This is a genomic window from Orlajensenia flava (genome assembly GCF_004801905.1).
In the GTDB taxonomy this organism is placed as follows: domain Bacteria; phylum Actinomycetota; class Actinomycetes; order Actinomycetales; family Microbacteriaceae; genus Orlajensenia; species Orlajensenia flava.
This window is the reverse complement of record NZ_SSSN01000009.1, coordinates 1-17172: the sequence shown is the minus strand read 5'-3', so window position 1 is coordinate 17172 and position 17172 is coordinate 1. Positions and strand designations below refer to the sequence as shown.

Below are 17172 nucleotides of genomic sequence, written 5' to 3'. Positions count from 1 at the left end.
AACGTGATTGAGGGCCGGTCGTTGAGGCTAACGACCGGCCCTCTCCCTTGCACCAAGAGTGTCCTGCAATCACATTCCGCGTCAGCCGCCACAGCAAACAACTGACGCTCTATGAATATATAACGATGAGGTAACGGCCGCTAGTGCGCCGCGATGAAATTCTCGGATTCTCATCGCGTTCATAGCCGCTCCGTCTTCCTGAGGACCTTTCCTTGACAGGCAAGCAGTTGCTTGCCTATTCTGGGCGCGTGAGCGACGTGTATCGGGCAATAGCCGACGAGACGCGCCGCGCCCTGCTCGACCTGCTCCTCGAGCGCGACGAGCAGACGCTGTTCGAGCTGTGTTCGAAGCTCGCCGTGCGGTACGACCTCACGCCATCGCGCCAAGCCGTCTCGCAGCATCTCGAGGTTCTCGAGCAAGCCGACCTCGTTCACACCGCGCGCCGCGGGCGCTACAAGCTCCACACGATCGATACCGCCCCCTTGAAGCAGATCGCCGATCGATGGCCCTCTGGAAGGACCCACCCATGAAACTTCAGACCGTCAGCATCTTCGTCGACGACCAGCAGCGCGCCGTCGACTTCTACACGAACCGGCTGGGGTTCGAGGTCGCCGCCGACGTCCCTCTGGCGAGTACCGATGGTTGACCGTCGTCGACCCGGCGAGACCCGATGGCACCCAGATCTCCCTCGAGCCGAAGGGTCATCCGGCTGCCGCACGATTCACCGACGCGCTCATCGCCGATGGGATCCCCTTCTGCATGCTCGGAGTCGAGGACGTCCAGGCCGAGTACGAGCGTCTCGTCGCGCTTGGCGAGACCTTCACTCAACCGCCCACCGAGATGGGGCCCGTGATCATCGCCGTGCTCGACGACACCTGCGGCAATCTGCTGCAACTCGCTCAGTTCATCCGCTGAGCGGGTATTGGCACGTCCGCCGGACTCGTCGGAGCCGAGGCGTCCCGACGGGGTGCGGTACGGAGATCCCCACCGCACCTCACGGCGGGTCAACTCTCCGGTCGCGCGGTGGCGACGTCGAGGATCCACGTGACTCCGAAGCTATCCGTGAGCATCCCGAACCCGGCGCTCCAGGCGGAGGCGGCGAGCGGTTCGAGGATCGACGCGCCGACAGCGAGCTCGTCCCAGTAGCCCCGCACCTCGTCCAGGGTCTCGCCTCGGACCGAGACGAAGAACGGCTGGTCGGTGATGGTGAGGCCGTTCTCGCGACGCGTGGAACTCGCCGTCTCTGCTGCAGCCGAGGGCTTCCCCGGGATGTCGTAGGCCATCACCCGGAACCCATCGGCGGCCTCGACCTGGCCGAAGACGACGTTCTCAGAACCGGGAAGATCCGCGGGCATCCCGAAATCTCCGTAAGTCGCAATCGTCGTCCGTCCGCCGAAGACCGACTGGTAGAAGCCGAGGGCGGAACGCGCTTCGCCGCGGAAGTTGAGGTGGGTGGTAGTGGTGATGCTCATGGCTGCTCCTCGCATAACCTGTCGGAGTCTTTCCCCGACGGGTTCAACTCTGACAGCGGTATAGGACGGGTTCTGTCCTAGGGTCGGCCTACTGTGGCGCAGTGCCCACGACCTCTCGATTGCTGACCCTGCTGTCCCTCCTGCAGACGCGTAGGGACTGGCCGGGCGGCGTGCTGGCTTCACGCCTGGCGGTCAGCGGCCGCACGGTGCGTCGTGACGTCGAACGGTTGCGCGAGATGGGCTACGCCATTGGGGCGACGATGGGGCCGGATGGCGGCTACCGGCTCGACTCGGGCGCCGAGCTGCCGCCGCTGCTGTTCGACGACGATCAGGTCATCGCTCTGGCGGTTGCACTGCAGGCGGCGACCGTGATCGGGGCCGGCATCGAGGAGGCGGCCCTCCGCGCCCTGACCACCGTGCGCCAGGTGATGCCTTCGCGGCTTCGCCACCGCCTCGACGCCCTCGAGTTCACGTCCATCGTCGCTCGACCCGGTGAGGCTGCGACGCTTGCTGTCTCGCCGGAGGTGCTCCTCGCCATCTCGGCGGCGACCCGCGCCTCCGAGGTGCTGCGGTTCGACTACTCCGATGGGCCGGGAGTCGGCGGGAAGAGCGCGCGTACAGAACCGCGACCGCCACGCCGAGTGGAGCCTCATCATCTGGTGAACTCCGGCGGCCGCTGGTATCTCCTCGCCTGGGACCTCGATCGAGATGACTGGCGCATCTTCCGTGCCGACCGGATCGAACCCCGTACCCCCACCGGCGGCCGCTTCGCACCACGCGACATCCCCGGCGGCGACGTCGCCGCCTACGTATCCGCCCGGTTCAAGGGATCGACCCAGGAGAACAGCTGGCCCTGCTACGGCGCGGTCGTCCTTCACCGGCCTGCGTCATACGTCTTGCCGTTCGCCGGCGACGGAATCGTCGAGGACCTCGGCGGCGACCGCTGCAGCATCGAAGGCGGCTCTTGGTCATGGACGGCCCTTGCGGCAGCTCTCAACCGATTCGACGCCGACATCGACGTGATCGGTCCAGCTGAACTGGCGGATGCGTTCGCGCGACTCGCCGCACGCAACTCGGACACCGTGGCCCAATACGAGCGCGAACACCGTCGCGTGACGACGGGAGAGCTTACGACCGCGGGCGACGTGTGAAGATCAGGTGGGTGACGCCGGAGGGCGACGGCGTCGCCTCGATGTCGAAGCGCTGCTCGAGTCCCTCGAGTCCGTCCCAGAGTCGTTCACCCCGGCCGAGAACGATCGGCACGAGGGCGATATGCATGTGGTCGATCAGGTCGGCTTCGAGGAACTGTCGGACCGTGCTGACGCCGCCGCCGATGCGCACGTCGAGGTCGCCGGCCAGGGCGCGGGCCTGCTCGAGGACGGTGGCGGGGTCGGCGTCGACGAAGTGGAAGGTGGTTCCGCCATCCATCTCGAGAACGGGTCGGGGGTGGTGCGTCAGGACCACGACCGGGGTGTGGAACACCGGGTCATCGCCCCACCACCCCTTCCACTCCTCGTTCTCCCAAGCGCCTCGCTGAGGGCCGAACTTGTTGCGGCCCATGATCTCGGCGCCGATCCCCGGTCCCCAGTTGCCGGCGAACGCCTCATCGACGCCGAAGGAGCCGTCGCCCTCGCCGGGCATCCCCATAGCGCGGAACGTACGTGTTGCGGCCGCCCACGTCATCAGTCGCATGCCTGCGTGGCCGAACGGCGTGTCGAGGGTCTGGCCAGCGCCCGCGCCGAAGCCGTCGAGGGAGACCGAGAAGTTGTGCACGCGGACGAGGGCCATGGCAGGAGCCTACTCGGCGACCACTGACAGTCCCGTCGCGGTGGTGAGTCAGCCGACGGCGCGACGCACGAGGTCGGTGAGGCTCTTCTTGGTCGCCGGGGTCAACTTCGCGAGCGCGAATGCCGTCGCCCAGAGGTCGCCGTCGTCGAGTTGCGCCGCATCGTTGAAGCCGACGGTGGAGTAGCGGGTCTTGAACTTCGACCCGGGCTGGAAGAACAGCACCACCTTCGCATTGTCGTCCGCGTACGCCGGGAACCCGTACCAGGTCTTCGGCATCAGCTGCGGGGCGACATCCGTGACGATCGCGTGCAGGCCCTCGGCGAGAGCCTTCTCGTGATCCGCCATCTCGGAGATGGCCTCGAGCAGCGCCTTCTCCCCGGCCGCCCGATTGCCAGCCGCTTTCGCTTCGGCGCGCAGCTCTTTTGCACGGTTCCTGACCGCGTCGCGCTCGTCCTTCGACAGCCCGTCGGCCGCCTTCTGCGTCTTGGTCTGGTCCGCCATGTCTCGCTCCCTCTTCTGGTGATGATCGACTCCCTAGACGCTATCCGTCGGGACGCCCTGGCGCTTCTCCAATCCTGATCGATCGAGAACCCCGAGGAGCAGGACGAGGATGAGTCATTGAGATCCCTGCTCGGCATCATCGTGACCGACATGCCAGCCGTAGTGCGGTTCTACCGACTCGTCGGGCTCGACATCCCCGTCTCAGCCGACGGTAAGCGGTTCGTGCACCGGATGGGCAGCGGTGCGACTCTCTTCCTCGACACCGTCTTCGCCCGTGGCGTCGATGCCGGACACGTTCGGCAGACGGCGGGGTACGCGCTCGGAGTGCGAGGCGGCGACGCTTGACGGGCGCATGGCACGGGGAGGCTTTCGATGCGGCTTCCAGGCGGATACGATCGCACCATGGGTGAGAATTCCGTGTCGCGGGACCGCAACGCGTCTGCCTCGGGAATCCTCTTCGGCCTCGCAGGGTTCGCGGCCGTCGTGGGCGTGTGGCTCGCGGTTCGCTGGCTGGCACAGAGCACGTTGATCGGCGCCAACCGGGCGGCATTCGCCGCGCGACCGGAGATCGAGAACTGGGCGGATCCCGTCGCCGGAACGCAATGGAGCGCCATCCTCATCGCATCCGTCATCACGCTCGTGGCGCTCGCGGTCGTCGGCCTGATCGCGCGTCTCCGACGTTCGTCCGCCCAGCGCTAGCGGCCCCCGGCAGAGCGCCGACTGCGCCTCAGACCACTCCAGCCGCGGTAAAGTCGTGATGCGGCGCCGAACGCAGGCGGAACCACGAGACCGCGGCTGAGCGCGATCGCTCGGTGAGCACGGTGAACGGGACGGGTGTCTGGCCCGCATCGCGCACCGCCTGCTCGAGGTAGTCACGCAGCTGCCAGACGTCGACCGGGTCGGTCGGGCCGTCGACCGCCAGGGTGGAGGCGAGGCGTCGTGGCGAGTACCCGAGGTCGGCGGCGACCTCCGCGGGCGTCAGTCCGGACACGGACAGGTTGCGGGTGAGCTCGTCACTCGTCCGGCGGCATTCTTCAGCGTTGAGCATGGGGTGCCTTTCAATTCAGCCGAGTGAACCGGCCGAGCGAGTCGGGACGGAATCGAGCTCGGCAAGGGTCGCCGCATCGAGGACGAGGCTGCCGACCTCGATGTTCTCCTCGAGGTGACCGATGGTGGCCGTTCCCGGGATGAGCAGTGACTCGGGGGCGTGGTGGAGCAACCACGCCAGGCCGACCTGGGACGCGGTGACGCCGAGGGACGTGGCGGCCGCGAGGACGGCCGGCTCATCCGTCACCTTCGGGATGCCGGGGAAGGCGCTTCCGAGCGGGAAGTACGGCACCCAGGCGATGCCCTCTGCCGTGCAGAGTTCCAGCATGTCCTCGTCGCCACGCGACACGAGACTGTACGCGTTCTGAACGCAGACGATTCCGGCGGGAAGAGCCCTCCGCAGTCCCTCGAGCGTCACGCTGCTGAGGCCGATCGCGCCGATCATGCCCTCGTCGCGCATCGCGGTCATGACCGCGAGCTGGTCGTCGAGGTCGACGGCCTGATCGCCTTCGGCGCGCAGGCCGGGGCCGCTGTCGAGGCGGCGCAGGTTCACCACCGGCACCTGATCGATGCCGAGGCTGCGCAGGTTGTCCTCCACGCCCGCGCGCAACTGCTCGGGGCGCTGCGCGGCACGCAGCGGGACGGGGCCGGCTGCGGGCTCCGCGCCGACCTTGCTCACGAGCGTGACGCCGTCCTCCGGTCGGATCGCCTCGCGGATCATGCCGTTGACCAGTCCGTCCCCGTAGAACTGGGCGGTGTCGATGTGATCGACCCCGAGCTCGACGGCACGACGGAGGAGTGCCACCGCGGCGGGACGGTCGTCGCGCAGCCGCTCCAGCTGCATGGCCCCGTAGCCGATGCGCGAGACGATGCGGTCGCCGATCCGTCCAGCTCCGCCGGGTCGGGGAGCACCAACTGCGGTGACGTCTTCTGAGCGGGTGTCAGCGGTCATGTTCTCTCCTCCGTATGAGATGATGGGAAGATCCGGAGGTCCCTCCGTTAGCCACGATAGCACTAAGTGGAGGTGCCTCCGCTTTGAGTTCGCTGAATCCCGTACTCGCCGAGGCGGCCGGGGCACCGGAGCCCGACGCCCGCCCTCTCCGAGCGGATGCGCAGCGCAACCGCGACAGGCTCGTCGCGGCCGCGCAGTCGGCATTCGCCGCCGCGGACGACACCGTGGCCCTCGAGGTCATCGCGCGCGACGCGGGCGTGGGCATCGGCACGCTCTACCGGCATTTCCCCACCCGTGAGGCGCTCGTCGAGGCGGTCTACGCCGCCGAGCTGGACGAGGTGACGTCGAGCGCCCCGACGCTGTTGGCGACCCTCCCGCCCGATGTCGCGCTGCGCGCGTGGCTCGACGGGTACGCCCGTTTCGCGGAGCACAAGCGGGGAATGATCGACACCCTCCGCGCCGGATGGGCGTCGGGACGGATGGCGACCCCCACCACCCGCGAGCGGGTCACAGCCGCCATCGCCGCCATCCTCGAGGCCGGAGTGCGTGCGGGCACGCTTCGCTCGGACGTGCTGGCGGACGACGTCACGACTCTCGTGCTCGGCGTCTTCCTCTCGACGGCGCGCAACGACGACGACGAGCAGATGGCACGTCTGCTCGACCTGATTCTCGACGCGGTGCGCGCGGCGTGAGGGCGGCCAGGGCTCATCGGCGCGGACAACGGCGTGCCAGTCGGGATTCCGGCGTCGCCGACCCGATGATGCCGTACCACCCGGGGGTATAGTGGAGGGATGATACCCACCGGGGGTATGGAGGTCGACATGAGTCACGAGCACCAGCACCACGATGATCAGCACGGCCACTCCGGCCATGCCGGGCACGGCGACCACGTCGCCCAGTTCCGGCGCCTGTTCTGGATCATGCTCGTCATCGCCGTGCCGGTCATCGGATTCTCGGCCATGTTCGCGATGCTGCTCGGATACTCGCTGCCTGCCCAGGGGTGGGTCGCCTGGGTGTCTCCGCTGCTCGGCACGCTCATGTACGTCTGGGGCGGCAAGCCGTTCCTGACCGGTGCCGTCACCGAGCTGCGCGCCCGTCAACCGGGGATGATGCTGCTCATCGCCCTCGCCATCACGGTCGCCTACTTCGCCTCCCTCGGGGCGAGCCTCGGCCTCCTCGACCACCAGCTCGACTTCTGGTGGGAGCTCGCGCTGTTGATCGTCATCATGCTGCTCGGTCACTGGATCGAGATGCGCGCTCTTGCGCAGACCACCTCGGCCCTCGACTCGCTCGCGGCCCTCCTGCCCGATGAGGCCGAACGCGTCGAAGGCGATTCCACGGTGACGGTCGCTCCGGCCGACCTTCGCATCGGCGATGTCGTCGTGGTACGTCCAGGTGGTCGGGTGCCGGCCGACGGCGCGGTCGTGTCCGGCGCTGCGAGCATGGACGAGTCGATGATCACGGGGGAGTCGCGCACCGTCCGTCGTTCCGAGGGTGACGCAGTGGTCGCGGGGACCGTGGCGACCGACTCCGGGTTGCGCATCCGCATCTCCGCGGTGGGCGACGACACCGCGCTCGCCGGCATCAGCCGGCTCGTCGCCGAGGCGCAGAATTCGTCGTCGCGTGCGCAGCGCATCGCCGACCGCGCGGCCGGATGGCTGTTCTGGTTCGCGTTGGGAGCCGGCATCCTCACGGCGATCGTGTGGACGCTCATCGGCTTGCCCGACGAAGCCGTCGTGCGCACCATCACGGTTCTGGTCATCGCGTGCCCGCACGCGCTCGGCCTGGCCATCCCGCTCGTGGTGTCCATCGCCACCGAACGCGCGGCGAAGGGCGGGGTGCTCGTCAAGGACCGTCTCGCGCTCGAGGGCATGCGCACCGTCGACACGGTGCTGTTCGACAAGACCGGCACCCTCACGACCGGTCGGCCCCAGGTCGTCGGCATTCACTCCGCGCCCGGGACGGATGACGACCAGCTGCTCGCCTTGGCCGCCGCGGCCGAGAGCGACTCCGAACATCCGCTCGCGCGAGCCATCGTCAGTGCCGCGCACGACCGAGGCCTGGTGGTCGCTTCGGCATCCGACTTCGCGTCGTCACCCGCCGTCGGTGTGACCGCGACGGTCGACGGTCGGCGCATCAGGGTGGGCGGCCCCCGCCTCCTCGAGGAGGAGGGCGTGTCAGCCATATCCGACCCGGATGCCGACGCCTCGACCGTCCTGCATGTCGTGGCGGATGGCACCGTCCTGGGGAGCCTGCGCCTCTCCGACACCGTCCGGCCCGAGTCGCGCGAGGCGGTGGACGCCCTCCGCGCACTGCACGTGCAGGTCGTCATGATCACGGGGGACGCCGAAGCGGTTGCAGCGGCGGTCGCCGCCGAGCTCGGCATCGACCGCTACTTCGCTGGCGTCCGCCCAGAGGATAAGGCCCACGCCGTTCGCACCCTGCAGGCCGAGGGCCGCCGGGTGGCGATGGTGGGGGACGGCGTGAACGATGCCCCAGCACTCGCGCAGGCCGACGTCGGCATCGCGATCGGAGCGGGAACGGATGTCGCCATCGCTTCGGCAGGCGTCATCCTCGCCGGCGACGATCCGCGCTCGGTGGTGTCAGTGATCGATCTCTCCCGAGCGACCTACCGCAAGATGACGCAGAACCTCTGGTGGGCGGCCGGTTACAACCTGCTGTCCGTCCCTCTCGCTGCCGGGGTGCTCGCGCCCATCGGGTTCGTGCTGCCGATGTCGGTCGGCGCGATCCTGATGTCGTTGTCGACCATCGTCGTCGCGCTCAACGCTCAGCTGCTGCGCCGACTCGACGTGAGTCCCGAAGCGAGCGTCCGCCGCGCGCTGGGGCACTCGGCATCCGCTCGCAGCTCCACCCCCGCCTCCGACCGCGAACTCGCGCGCGCCTCCCGCTGACCCGCATCACCCCCACGCATCTTTGACAGGACGACACACACATGGACCACACCTCAGCCGCTCACGGCTACATCAGCGACAAGGATCGCTACCTCGCGCGCCTCAAGCGCATCGAGGGTCAGGCCCGCGGCATCCACCGCATGGTCGACGAGGAGCAGTATTGCATCGACATCCTCACCCAGATCTCGGCGATCACCTCGGCGCTGCAGAACGTCGCGCTGGGCCTCATGGACGACCATCTCAAGCACTGCGTTGCCGACGCGGTGGTCGTCGGTGGGGATGCCGCGGACGAGAAGATCGCCGAGGCCTCGGCCGCCATCGCCCGTCTCGTGCGCTCCTGACGAGCGCCTGCCACTCTTGCGTTCTTGACGCGCGCGACCCTCGAGCGCCCGCGCAAAGGCCGACCCGCCCCGATTCGATCCCTCCGGCCGGCGCACTATTCAGGATCGGAGGTGCGTCGCACGGTGCCGCGCCCGGTGGACGAAGCGCGACACGCTCTCCAGTCCTGAATTGTGCGGGTGAAAGTCTCCGTTGACGGGGTGGGCGGATGCCCGGACTCAGGCGGCGACGGGCGGCGCGGCAGCGGCATCCGTCACCGCGTCGTCATCCTCGCGGACTCGCCCTGTCACGAGCGAGAGCGTTGTGAGGAGGCCGAGCGTCAGGAAGCCGGCGGCCGAGAATGCCGCGTAGCGGGTCGCATCGCTGAACGCCTCGCGCGCTGCTGTCGCTGCGGCCGGTGACTGCTTCTCGAGGGCTGGGATGGCGGCGCCCGCACTGTCGACGACGAGGTCGACCACCTTCGCGCGGGTCGCATCCGGAACCGATCCCTCGAGCCTCGAGTCGAGCCCGCCACCGAGCGACGTGAACAGCACGGTGCCCAGCACGGCGATGCCGAGCGCCGAGCCGAACTGCCGCGCGGTGCTCTGCGTGCCGGATGCCGCGCCGCTCTGCTCCACGGGCACGTCCGCAAGCACCACGCCGGTCAGCTGCGCTGTGGCGAGGCCCACCCCGAAGCCGTAGACGAACAGCCCGATCACGAGCTGCCACCACGGGGTGTCCGTCGAGATCACCAGGGCGATCGCGACGAGGCCGATGATCTCGAACAGGATGCCGGCACGCACGATCCACACGGCTGCGATCCGGTTGCCGAAGCCCGCCGCCGCTCCACTCGCCACGAACGAGCCGATCGCGAGGGCGAGCAGCACGAACCCGGTCTGCAGGGCGTCGTACCCGAGCACGTTCTGCAGCCACAGCGGCAGCGACAGGATGATGCCGAACTCGCCGAGGGAGACGATCATCGCGGCGATGTTGCCGTTGCGGAACGACGCGATGCGGAACAGCGAGAACGCGAGCATCGTGCTGCGACCCTGACGCTGGCGGTGCAGTCCCCACGCGACGAACGCGACGACACCGAGAGCAGCGACGGCGAAGGCGAACGGGATCACCGATACAGCGAACGGCCAGGTCCAGTCGTCGATCGTGAACGGCTTGTCGACCAGCCACCAGCCGTAGGTTCGGCCCTCGATCAGGCCGAAGACCAGACTCGCCGACATGATGACCGAGAAGATCGCACCGACGCCGTCGACCCTCGCCGCATTCGCCGCGCGGGACTCGCGCACCGCGAAGAGGATGCCGACGACGATGATGATGCCGAGCGGCACGTTGATGCCGAACGCCCACCGCCACGAGAAGTCGGTGGTCAACCAGCCGCCGAGCAGTGGGCCGACGGCCGCCATGCCGCCGATCGTCGACCCCCACACGGCGAACGCGATGCCGCGCTCCCGACCGCGGAAGGTGGCGTTGATGATCGAGAGAGTGGTCGGCAGGATCATGGCTCCGCCGACGCCCTGGATGACGCGCGAGCCGATGAGGAAGTCGCCGGTCGGAGCCAGCGCGGCCGCGATGCTCGACAGCGCGAAGATGCTCACGCCGATCAGCAGCATCCGTCGTCGTCCGAACCGGTCGGCGAGGGTGCCGAACACCAGCAGCAGCGCGGCGAACACGAGGGTGTAGCTCTCCTGCACCCACTGCACCTGGGTGGAGGTGATGCCGAGGTCGTCGATGATCGACGGGATCGCGACGTTGACGATGGTGGAGTCGACGATGATGAGTGCCACCGCGACGCTGATGACGACGAGGCCGAGCCAGCGACGTCGATCGGATGTCGGTTGCTCGGGCCGGGCAGGCGCCCCGGACTGCTCGGCGCTCATGCGTCGAGGACGTCGCGCAGGAATGCCGCGATCACCGCGCGATCGGCGGGCTCGCGCTGGGTGAACGCCCGCTCGACGACGCGGTCCGCGCGCGCCGATTCCTCGGCGAATGTGGGAACGTCGGCCTCGCGCATCGGGCTCGGCTCTGCGGTCTCGGACGCCATCCGCGGAACTCCTTTTATCTCTGCAGTGATATCTCTCGGACACCGAGAGTTTATTCGACGGCGTTCGTCCGCCACAATGGGGTTGTGGTCGCGTCGGATGCGGGGTACACGGAGGAGTCCTACCTCCGTCGCGTGACGCGCGCCCACCAGCGGCTGCACTCCGCCACCGAGGAGGTCTCGAGCCAGTTCGCCGCGGCGAACAGCCTGCACCGCGTCGACCTCGAGGCGCTGCTCGCGGTGATGAACGCCGAGCAGGCGGGCTCGCCGCTCACCCCCGGCCAGCTGGGGGCCGCGGTGCACCTCAGCTCGGCGGCCACGACAGGTCTGATCGACCGGCTCGAGAAGGCCGGCCACCTCGAGCGCCGGCGCGACGCGGTGGACCGCCGCCGCGTGCACCTGCACTACGCCGACCACGCCATGCGCATGGCGGAGGGATTCTTCCGGCCGCTCGGCGAGGTCACGACCGATCTGATGAGGCAGTACACGCCCGAGCAGCTCGACCTGATTCTGGGCTACCTGGACAAGGCGGCGGACGGGATGTCGGCTCACGCCGATCGCCTGCGCGGAGGCGAAGCGACCGAGTGACACGCCGGGCGAACGCCCGCCGAGAGGGGAACCCATGGACTGGCTGATCATCGGCGTGCTCGGAGTGCTCGCGATCGTCGCGGCGTCGCAGGTATCCACTCGCATGCGGGTCGCCACGCCGCTGCTGCTCGTAGTGCTGGGCACCGGCATCAGCCTCCTGCCGTTCACTCCGGACGTGCCCATCGAACCGGAGTGGATCCTCGCCGGAGTGCTGCCTCCGCTGCTCTACTCGGCGGCGGTGTCCATGCCGACGATGGACTTCCGGCGCGACTTCGGCGCGATAGCGGGGCTATCCGTCGTGCTCGTGGTGCTCACCTCCGCGGTGCTCGGCCTGCTGTTCTGGTGGCTGATTCCCGGTCTCGGGCTGGCGGGTGGCATCGCCCTAGGCGCCATCGTGAGCCCGACGGATGCCGTGGCGACGACCATCGTCAAGCGACTCGGCGTCTCTCCGCGCATCGTTGCCGTGCTCGAGGGCGAGAGCCTGCTGAACGACGCCACAGCGCTCGTGCTCCTGCGCACCGCCATCGTCGCGACCGCCGCGGCCGTCTCGTTCTGGGGTGTCATCGGCACCTTCCTCTACTCCGTCGCCGTTGCCGTGGCGATCGGGCTGGTGGTCGGCTGGCTGAATCTGCGCCTGCGCTCCAAGGTGCGGGAATCCGCCGTCAACACGGCCATCTCGTTCACCGTCCCCTTCATCGCAGCGATCCCCGCCGAGTACCTGGGGGCATCCGGCCTCGTCGCCGCGGTGACCGCCGGGCTCATCACCGGCAGCGGGGCGGCCAAGTGGCTCTCGCCCACCCATCGGCTCTCGGACTCCCAGAACTGGCGCCTCGTCGAACTGCTGCTCGAGGGCGCCGTCTTCCTGGTCATGGGTCTGGAGCTCTCCGTCATCCTCGGCGACGTGCAGAACGACGGCGGAGCCGGACTGGGCGTAGCCGCGGGCATCGCCCTCGCCGCGCTGGTCGTCACGGTGGCGGTGCGCGCGGCTTACGTGTTCCCTCTGTTGCGCGGTCTGCGGCGGTCAGCCGAGCGCAAGGCCGAGCGCAAGGAAGGGCTCGCCTCCATCCAGACCCGCTTGAACGGCCTCGTCGCTGCCCAGTCGACGGATGAGCCACGCGCGATCGTCGCATCGCCGAGCGGGGCTGCCGGGGTGGCCGGCGACAGGACGAATTCCTCGCAGACGGATGCCGGTGCCTCAGCGCTCCGCGAGCGCCCGACCCGGGCCGAGCGTCGTGCGGGCAGGCCGCTGGCGCCGGGATCGCCGGAGTCGATCCAGGCTCAGGACAAGCGGATGCGTCGCACCGTCAAACCGGAGGATGTCCTGCGCTTCCAGCAGCGCGCCGTGCGGTACGTGGCAGACGTCGCCTACCTGCAAGGGGAGCCGCTCGGGTGGCGCGAGGGCAGCGTCGTCGTGTGGGCGGGCATGCGTGGTGTCGTGACGTTGGCGGCCGCCCAGACGCTCCCGGCAGACACTCCGTCGCGTTCCCTGCTCGTCCTCATCGCCTTCCTGGTCGCCGCCGCATCGCTCCTCATTCAAGGGGGAACGCTCGGCTACGTCGCAACGAAGCTCGGGCTCACCGGCGTGCGCACCAACATCGAGGAACGCCAGCGGCTCTCCGACGAGCTGCGGGTCGCCGCCAAGGCCGCGCTCGACGACAGCGGCATCGACCTGCGGCGGGAGGGACGGCTCATCGTGGGTCAGGGCGAGAGCAGCGCCGACGGCGGCGGCGACGGCGGCCAGAGCGGTGCGGGCGGCGACGGGGGCGATGCGGACAGCAGGGTGGTCGGCGACAGTGGCAAGGAAGCCGGCTCTGAAGTCGGCAAGCGCAGCAAAGGCGGGCGCAGCGAGGGCGGTGACGGCAGCGAGGGCGGTGACGGACGAGGTGACGACGTCCGCAATGGTGCGGTCGGCGACGAAGGCAGCAGCGAGGTGGGCGGCGAGGGCAGTGAGGTGGTGACCGGCGGGGAGGGGGGCGAAGGCGGTGACGGCGACGTGCCCACGCCATCCGTCGACTTCGAGAAGTTCCGGGTGGCGCGATTGCTCATGATCGAGGCGCAGCGATCGCGGCTGCTGGAGTTGCAGAAGGCCGGCACCTACTCGTCGGGGGCGCTGTCATGGGCACTCGAGTCGTTGGACGCCGACCAGATCAGCATCGAGGTGCGATCCGTCGACGCGTGATGCACGTCGACCCACGTGCACGCTCGACTCCGGCCGCGCGAGCCACGCAGATTCAGGCGAACGTCGCGCAGTCAGGCCGAAAATCGTGGATTCTCGCCTGACCCGCGTCCGATTGCCTGAATGCGCGTCCATAGTGCCGAGTCGGATAGGAGAGCCCAAGCCCAAGCCCGAGCCCGAGCTCAGGCTCGCGCGCGAGCCCAAGCCCCAGCATCCGAACCCGAACCCGAACCCGAGCCGGAGCCCGAGCACCAGCGGAGCCCGAGCTCAAGCTCGCGCCCAAGCCCAAGCCCCAGCAGTCGAACCCGAGCCGGAGCCCCAGCGGAGCCCGAGCCCGAACCCGCACGCCCCAGAACCGGCCTCAGAACCGGTCGGGGCTGGGGGTGGAGGCCTGGCGGATGGACACGTCCGCGTGACGGTCGAACCGGTAGCCGACGCCGCGCACAGTCCGCACGATGTCCTCGTATGCGCCGAGCTTCGCGCGCAGACGGCGCACGTGCACGTCGATCGTGCGCTCGTTCGGCACGTCGTCCTCGTCTGCGGCGTCCCACAGCGACGAGATCAGCTCGGCGCGCTCGATGGTGCGGCCCTCGCGCAGCACGAGGTATTGCAGCAGCTCGAACTCCTTGTAGGTGAGCCCGGCCGAGTCGCCGTCGAGCAGCACGCGCTTGCGGCTGATGTCGACGATCACGCCGGCGGGGTGGCGGTCGGCGTCATCCGTCGTCTCGGTCGCCTGTCGGTGCTTGGCCAGCGCGGACGGGTCCTGCAGCGCGAGCCGGACGACGTCCACGTCGCGTCCGCCGGCTCCCTCGGGGGCGAGGGCGACGGCGGCGTAGGTCTGGGAGCCGGGTGCGACCTCCTCCGCCAACGCCTTCAGCGCTTCCACGACGCGGTGCAGCGACGTGCCGGCGGCGGCGGCTTTGGCCTCGTCGAATCCGACGTAGAGGACGAAGCCGCGGGCCTCGGTGCCCTCTGGCACGGCACGGATGCGCGGGGCGGGCGCGGTGGCCGGGGTCGGAGTGCCGATCGACGAAGGGGCGGCCACCTCGGCGAGATCGGCGCGACGGATGGCGGCGGGGGAGAGCTGGGCGATCGACATGATGAGTCCTTCAGGTGATGATGCTGGCAGATGATGAAGCGGAACCGTCGCTGAGGGGATCGCGAAGAGCGGTTCGAGAGGTTCGGCGTGAGCCGGTGCGGATCAGCTGATCCGGGAGTGCCGCACGGGCCGGGATGCGGGCCCTGCGTCGGCTGCTCGGCGGGAGTTCGTCGGTCAGCGGCACATTCGACAACACGGATGCGCCATGCCGGGCATCATCATGCCGGCAGGCCTCTGGGCCTCAGGAGAGGTCGAGGGGAGCGCGCTGGTCGTCATGTCGGTTAGTAAATCCACTGTGACGGCGTGTGTCAATCCGGCGTCGTCGCATGACGCCGATGACGCCGTATGACGTTCGATCAGGGCGTGATTCGCCACACATTCCGTCGTCGATCGCCAATCAATCGATAATTGTTCGACCGAAAGGCATTTCATCGGATATCCGTGAAGTTCCACACCGCCGGCGCGTCACCGCATGAAGAAGCTGCGCGCGCGAGGCTCAGACGAGTCCGTACAGCCGATCGCCGGCGTCACCGAGTCCCGGGATGATGTAGCCGTTCTCGTTGAGGTGGTCGTCGAGGGCGCCGAGCACGATGGTGACGTCATGACCGTCGAGCGTCTTCTCGATGGCGGCCAGGCCCTCCGGTGCAGCGAGGATGCAGATGGCGGTGACATCCTGAGCGCCGCGGGCGAAGAGGAACTGGATGGCGGCCGTCAGAGATCCGCCGGTCGCGAGCATCGGGTCGAGCACGAAGCACTGGCGGTCGGACAGGTCGTCGGGCAGGCGTTCGGCGTAGGTCGTCGGCTCGAGTGTCACCTCGTTCCGCGCCATGCCGAGGAAACCCACCTCGGCGGTCGGGAGCAGGGTGACCATGCCCTCGAGCATGCCGAGGCCCGCGCGCAGGATCGGCACGATGAGCGGCCGAGGCTCGCTGATGCGCACGCCCGTCGTGGGAGCGACCGGCGTCTCGATGGCGTGCGGTTCGACGCGGACGTCGCGGGTGGCCTCGTAGGCGAGCAGGGTCATCAACTCGCCGACCAGGGCGCGGAAGACCGGTGACGGCGTGTTCTTGTCGCGCAGCACCGTGAGCTTGTGAGTGATCAGCGGGTGGTCGGCAACGTGTACTCGCATAGGCTCATCCTAGGTTCTAGGAGGTGCGGCGAGCATGGCGACCTCCGGCGACCACGACGAGCGGATGACCGCAGCCCTCGCCGAGGCCCGCGCTGCAACGGCCACCGGGGACGTGCCGGTCGGGGCCGTCGTGACGGATGCCGCGGGCCGAATCATCGGCGTCGGTCGCAACGAGCGTGAACTGCGGCACGACCCGACGGCACACGCCGAGGTGCTCGCCATCCGCGCCGCCGCCGAGTCCCTGGGAGACTGGCAGCTGAACGGATGCACGCTCACGGTCACCCTCGAGCCGTGCGTGATGTGCGCGGGCGCCATCCTCGCCGCTCGCCTGCCCATCGTGGTGTTCGGGGCGTGGGACGAGAAGGCTGGCGCCGCAGGTTCGGTCTACGACGTACTGCGCGATCGACGGCTCAACCATCGTGTCGAGGTCCACGCGGGCGTTCGGGCCGAGGAGTGCGCAGCGCTGCTGCTGGACTTCTTCGAGCAGCGCCGCTGATCCGCGGAACTAGAGGTAGCGGACGGCACCCGTCGAGCGCCGCGAGCGCAGTCCGGCGAGGTAGTCGCCGAGGAGTGCGCGGGACGCGTCCTGCATCGCCGCGGAGTATTGATCGCGATCGCGGGCCATGCTCTCGGCGTCCTGTCCGTACTCGGGCAGCTCGTCGCTCCACAACCCGACCCACTCATCGTGCATCGCACTCGTGACCTCGGGGTGGAACTGTACGGCCAGCAGCCAGTCGTCGATGCCGAAGGCCTGGTTCTCGTATTGCGGCGAGGTCGCCAGCCGTGTGACGCCCTCCGGCAGGTCGAAGGTGTCCCCGTGCCACTGCATGACGGGCACGCCGGACAGGTGACGCAAGGGAGAGTCGGCTCCGGCATCCGTCGGCGTCACGTCGAGGTAGCCGACCTCCTTGCGGGGCCCGCGATAGACGGATGCGCCGAGCGATGCGGCGAGCAGTTGTGCGCCGAGGCAGACGCCGAAGATGGGCGCCTCCGCGTCGATGCGGGCGCGCAACAGGTCGATCTCGACGGCGATGTAAGGGAAGTCCGCGCCCTCGTACGCACCCTCCTCGCCGCCGAGCACGACGAGGAGGTCGGCTGCCGCCGGGTCGATGCCGGCGAGGTCAGCAGTCGGGGTGT

20 protein-coding genes and 1 pseudogene are annotated in these 17172 nt (G+C 68.9%); 11 read left to right on the top strand and 10 right to left on the bottom strand.

Features of this window, described 5'->3' with window-relative positions:
* The first annotated feature begins 212 nt into the window (after positions 1-212).
* Together E6C70_RS11775 and E6C70_RS11770 are read left to right on the top strand one after the other, a co-directional pair.
* The gene (locus tag E6C70_RS11775; RefSeq protein WP_235833423.1) at positions 213-530 is read left to right on the top strand and encodes an ArsR/SmtB family transcription factor; all 318 of its coding nucleotides are present in this window, start codon (positions 213-215) and stop codon (positions 528-530) included.
* A pseudogene (locus tag E6C70_RS11770) lies at positions 527-915 on the top strand (VOC family protein). Before E6C70_RS11775 ends, E6C70_RS11770 begins: the two are co-directional and overlap by 4 nt.
* 89 nt (positions 916-1004) lie before the next feature.
* On the opposite strand, the gene E6C70_RS11765 reads toward E6C70_RS11770, so the two are convergent.
* Positions 1005-1472 (bottom strand): VOC family protein, encoded by a 468-nt coding sequence (locus E6C70_RS11765; RefSeq protein WP_136424749.1) that lies wholly within the window; start codon positions 1470-1472, stop codon positions 1005-1007.
* A 101-nt stretch (positions 1473-1573) separates the two neighbouring features.
* Here E6C70_RS11765 and E6C70_RS11760 point away from each other — a divergent pair, with 101 nt between their 5' ends.
* Positions 1574-2623 carry a helix-turn-helix transcriptional regulator gene (locus E6C70_RS11760; protein WP_136424748.1) on the top strand — a complete coding sequence of 350 codons (1050 nt, stop codon included), beginning with the start codon at positions 1574-1576 and terminating at the stop codon, positions 2621-2623.
* Here E6C70_RS11760 and E6C70_RS11755 read toward each other — a convergent pair.
* Both E6C70_RS11755 and E6C70_RS11750 read right to left on the bottom strand, forming a co-directional pair.
* The gene (locus tag E6C70_RS11755; protein WP_136424747.1) at positions 2601-3260 is read right to left on the bottom strand and encodes a dihydrofolate reductase family protein; all 660 of its coding nucleotides are present in this window, start codon (positions 3258-3260) and stop codon (positions 2601-2603) included. The two genes, E6C70_RS11760 and E6C70_RS11755, sit on opposite strands and share 23 nt — an antisense overlap.
* A 48-nt stretch (positions 3261-3308) precedes the next feature.
* Positions 3309-3761 (bottom strand): hypothetical protein, encoded by a 453-nt coding sequence (locus E6C70_RS11750; RefSeq protein WP_136424746.1) that lies wholly within the window; start codon positions 3759-3761, stop codon positions 3309-3311.
* A 117-nt stretch (positions 3762-3878) separates the two neighbouring features.
* Here E6C70_RS11750 and E6C70_RS11745 point away from each other — a divergent pair, with 117 nt between their 5' ends.
* Both E6C70_RS11745 and E6C70_RS11740 read left to right on the top strand, forming a co-directional pair.
* On the top strand, positions 3879-4106 hold the full coding sequence (locus E6C70_RS11745; RefSeq protein ID WP_136424745.1) for a VOC family protein: 228 nt from the start codon (positions 3879-3881) through the stop codon (positions 4104-4106).
* Between the two features lie 57 nt (positions 4107-4163).
* Positions 4164-4460, top strand: a complete 297-nt coding sequence (locus E6C70_RS11740) for a hypothetical protein (protein WP_136424744.1) — start codon at positions 4164-4166, stop codon at positions 4458-4460.
* 28 nt (positions 4461-4488) lie between these two features.
* Here the strand turns inward: E6C70_RS11740 and E6C70_RS11735 are convergent, their stop codons facing one another.
* Both E6C70_RS11735 and E6C70_RS11730 read right to left on the bottom strand, forming a co-directional pair.
* Positions 4489-4809 carry a DUF2316 family protein gene (locus tag E6C70_RS11735; RefSeq protein ID WP_136424743.1) on the bottom strand — a complete coding sequence of 107 codons (321 nt, stop codon included), beginning with the start codon at positions 4807-4809 and terminating at the stop codon, positions 4489-4491.
* A gap of 15 nt (positions 4810-4824) precedes the next feature.
* On the bottom strand, positions 4825-5760 hold the full coding sequence (locus tag E6C70_RS11730; protein WP_136424742.1) for an aldo/keto reductase: 936 nt from the start codon (positions 5758-5760) through the stop codon (positions 4825-4827).
* Between the two features lie 83 nt (positions 5761-5843).
* Between E6C70_RS11730 and E6C70_RS11725 the strand changes: the two genes are divergently transcribed.
* The 3 genes from E6C70_RS11725 (at position 5844) to E6C70_RS11715 (ending at position 9013) form a co-directional block, all read left to right on the top strand.
* The gene (locus tag E6C70_RS11725; RefSeq protein WP_235833422.1) at positions 5844-6452 is read left to right on the top strand and encodes a TetR/AcrR family transcriptional regulator; all 609 of its coding nucleotides are present in this window, start codon (positions 5844-5846) and stop codon (positions 6450-6452) included.
* A 129-nt stretch (positions 6453-6581) separates the two neighbouring features.
* The gene (locus E6C70_RS11720) at positions 6582-8672 is read left to right on the top strand and encodes a copper-translocating P-type ATPase (protein WP_136424741.1); all 2091 of its coding nucleotides are present in this window, start codon (positions 6582-6584) and stop codon (positions 8670-8672) included.
* Positions 8673-8713: 41 nt separating this feature from the next.
* On the top strand, positions 8714-9013 hold the full coding sequence (locus E6C70_RS11715) for a metal-sensitive transcriptional regulator (RefSeq protein WP_136424740.1): 300 nt from the start codon (positions 8714-8716) through the stop codon (positions 9011-9013).
* A gap of 216 nt (positions 9014-9229) precedes the next feature.
* Here E6C70_RS11715 and E6C70_RS11710 read toward each other — a convergent pair whose 3' ends face one another.
* Together E6C70_RS11710 and E6C70_RS16735 are read right to left on the bottom strand one after the other, a co-directional pair.
* Positions 9230-10882, bottom strand: coding sequence for a DHA2 family efflux MFS transporter permease subunit (locus E6C70_RS11710; protein WP_136424739.1), 1653 nt, complete (start codon positions 10880-10882; stop codon positions 9230-9232).
* On the bottom strand, positions 10879-11046 hold the full coding sequence (locus tag E6C70_RS16735) for a hypothetical protein (RefSeq protein ID WP_168770940.1): 168 nt from the start codon (positions 11044-11046) through the stop codon (positions 10879-10881). The genes E6C70_RS11710 and E6C70_RS16735 overlap by 4 nt, the downstream gene beginning before the upstream one ends.
* Positions 11047-11130: 84 nt before the next feature.
* Here E6C70_RS16735 and E6C70_RS16730 point away from each other — a divergent pair, with 84 nt between their 5' ends.
* Positions 11131-11631, top strand: coding sequence for a MarR family transcriptional regulator (locus E6C70_RS16730; protein WP_168770939.1), 501 nt, complete (start codon positions 11131-11133; stop codon positions 11629-11631).
* A gap of 34 nt (positions 11632-11665) precedes the next feature.
* Complete coding sequence (locus tag E6C70_RS17090; protein WP_235833421.1) at positions 11666-13810, top strand: cation:proton antiporter; 2145 nt, start codon at positions 11666-11668, stop codon at positions 13808-13810.
* 358 nt (positions 13811-14168) lie between these two features.
* Here the strand turns inward: E6C70_RS17090 and E6C70_RS11690 are convergent, their stop codons facing one another.
* Positions 14169-14906, bottom strand: coding sequence for a winged helix-turn-helix domain-containing protein (locus E6C70_RS11690; protein WP_136424737.1), 738 nt, complete (start codon positions 14904-14906; stop codon positions 14169-14171).
* 496 nt (positions 14907-15402) lie between these two features.
* On the bottom strand, positions 15403-16035 hold the full coding sequence (gene upp / locus E6C70_RS11685) for a uracil phosphoribosyltransferase (protein ID WP_136424736.1): 633 nt from the start codon (positions 16033-16035) through the stop codon (positions 15403-15405).
* Positions 16036-16069: 34 nt separating this feature from the next.
* Between upp and tadA the strand changes: the two genes are divergently transcribed.
* Positions 16070-16531 carry a tRNA adenosine(34) deaminase TadA gene (tadA, locus tag E6C70_RS11680; RefSeq protein ID WP_207670118.1) on the top strand — a complete coding sequence of 154 codons (462 nt, stop codon included), beginning with the start codon at positions 16070-16072 and terminating at the stop codon, positions 16529-16531.
* Positions 16532-16540: 9 nt separating this feature from the next.
* Here tadA and E6C70_RS11675 read toward each other — a convergent pair.
* Positions 16541-17172 (bottom strand): glutamine amidotransferase-related protein (locus E6C70_RS11675; RefSeq protein WP_136424735.1); only part of this gene is annotated, 632 nt, incomplete at its 5' end.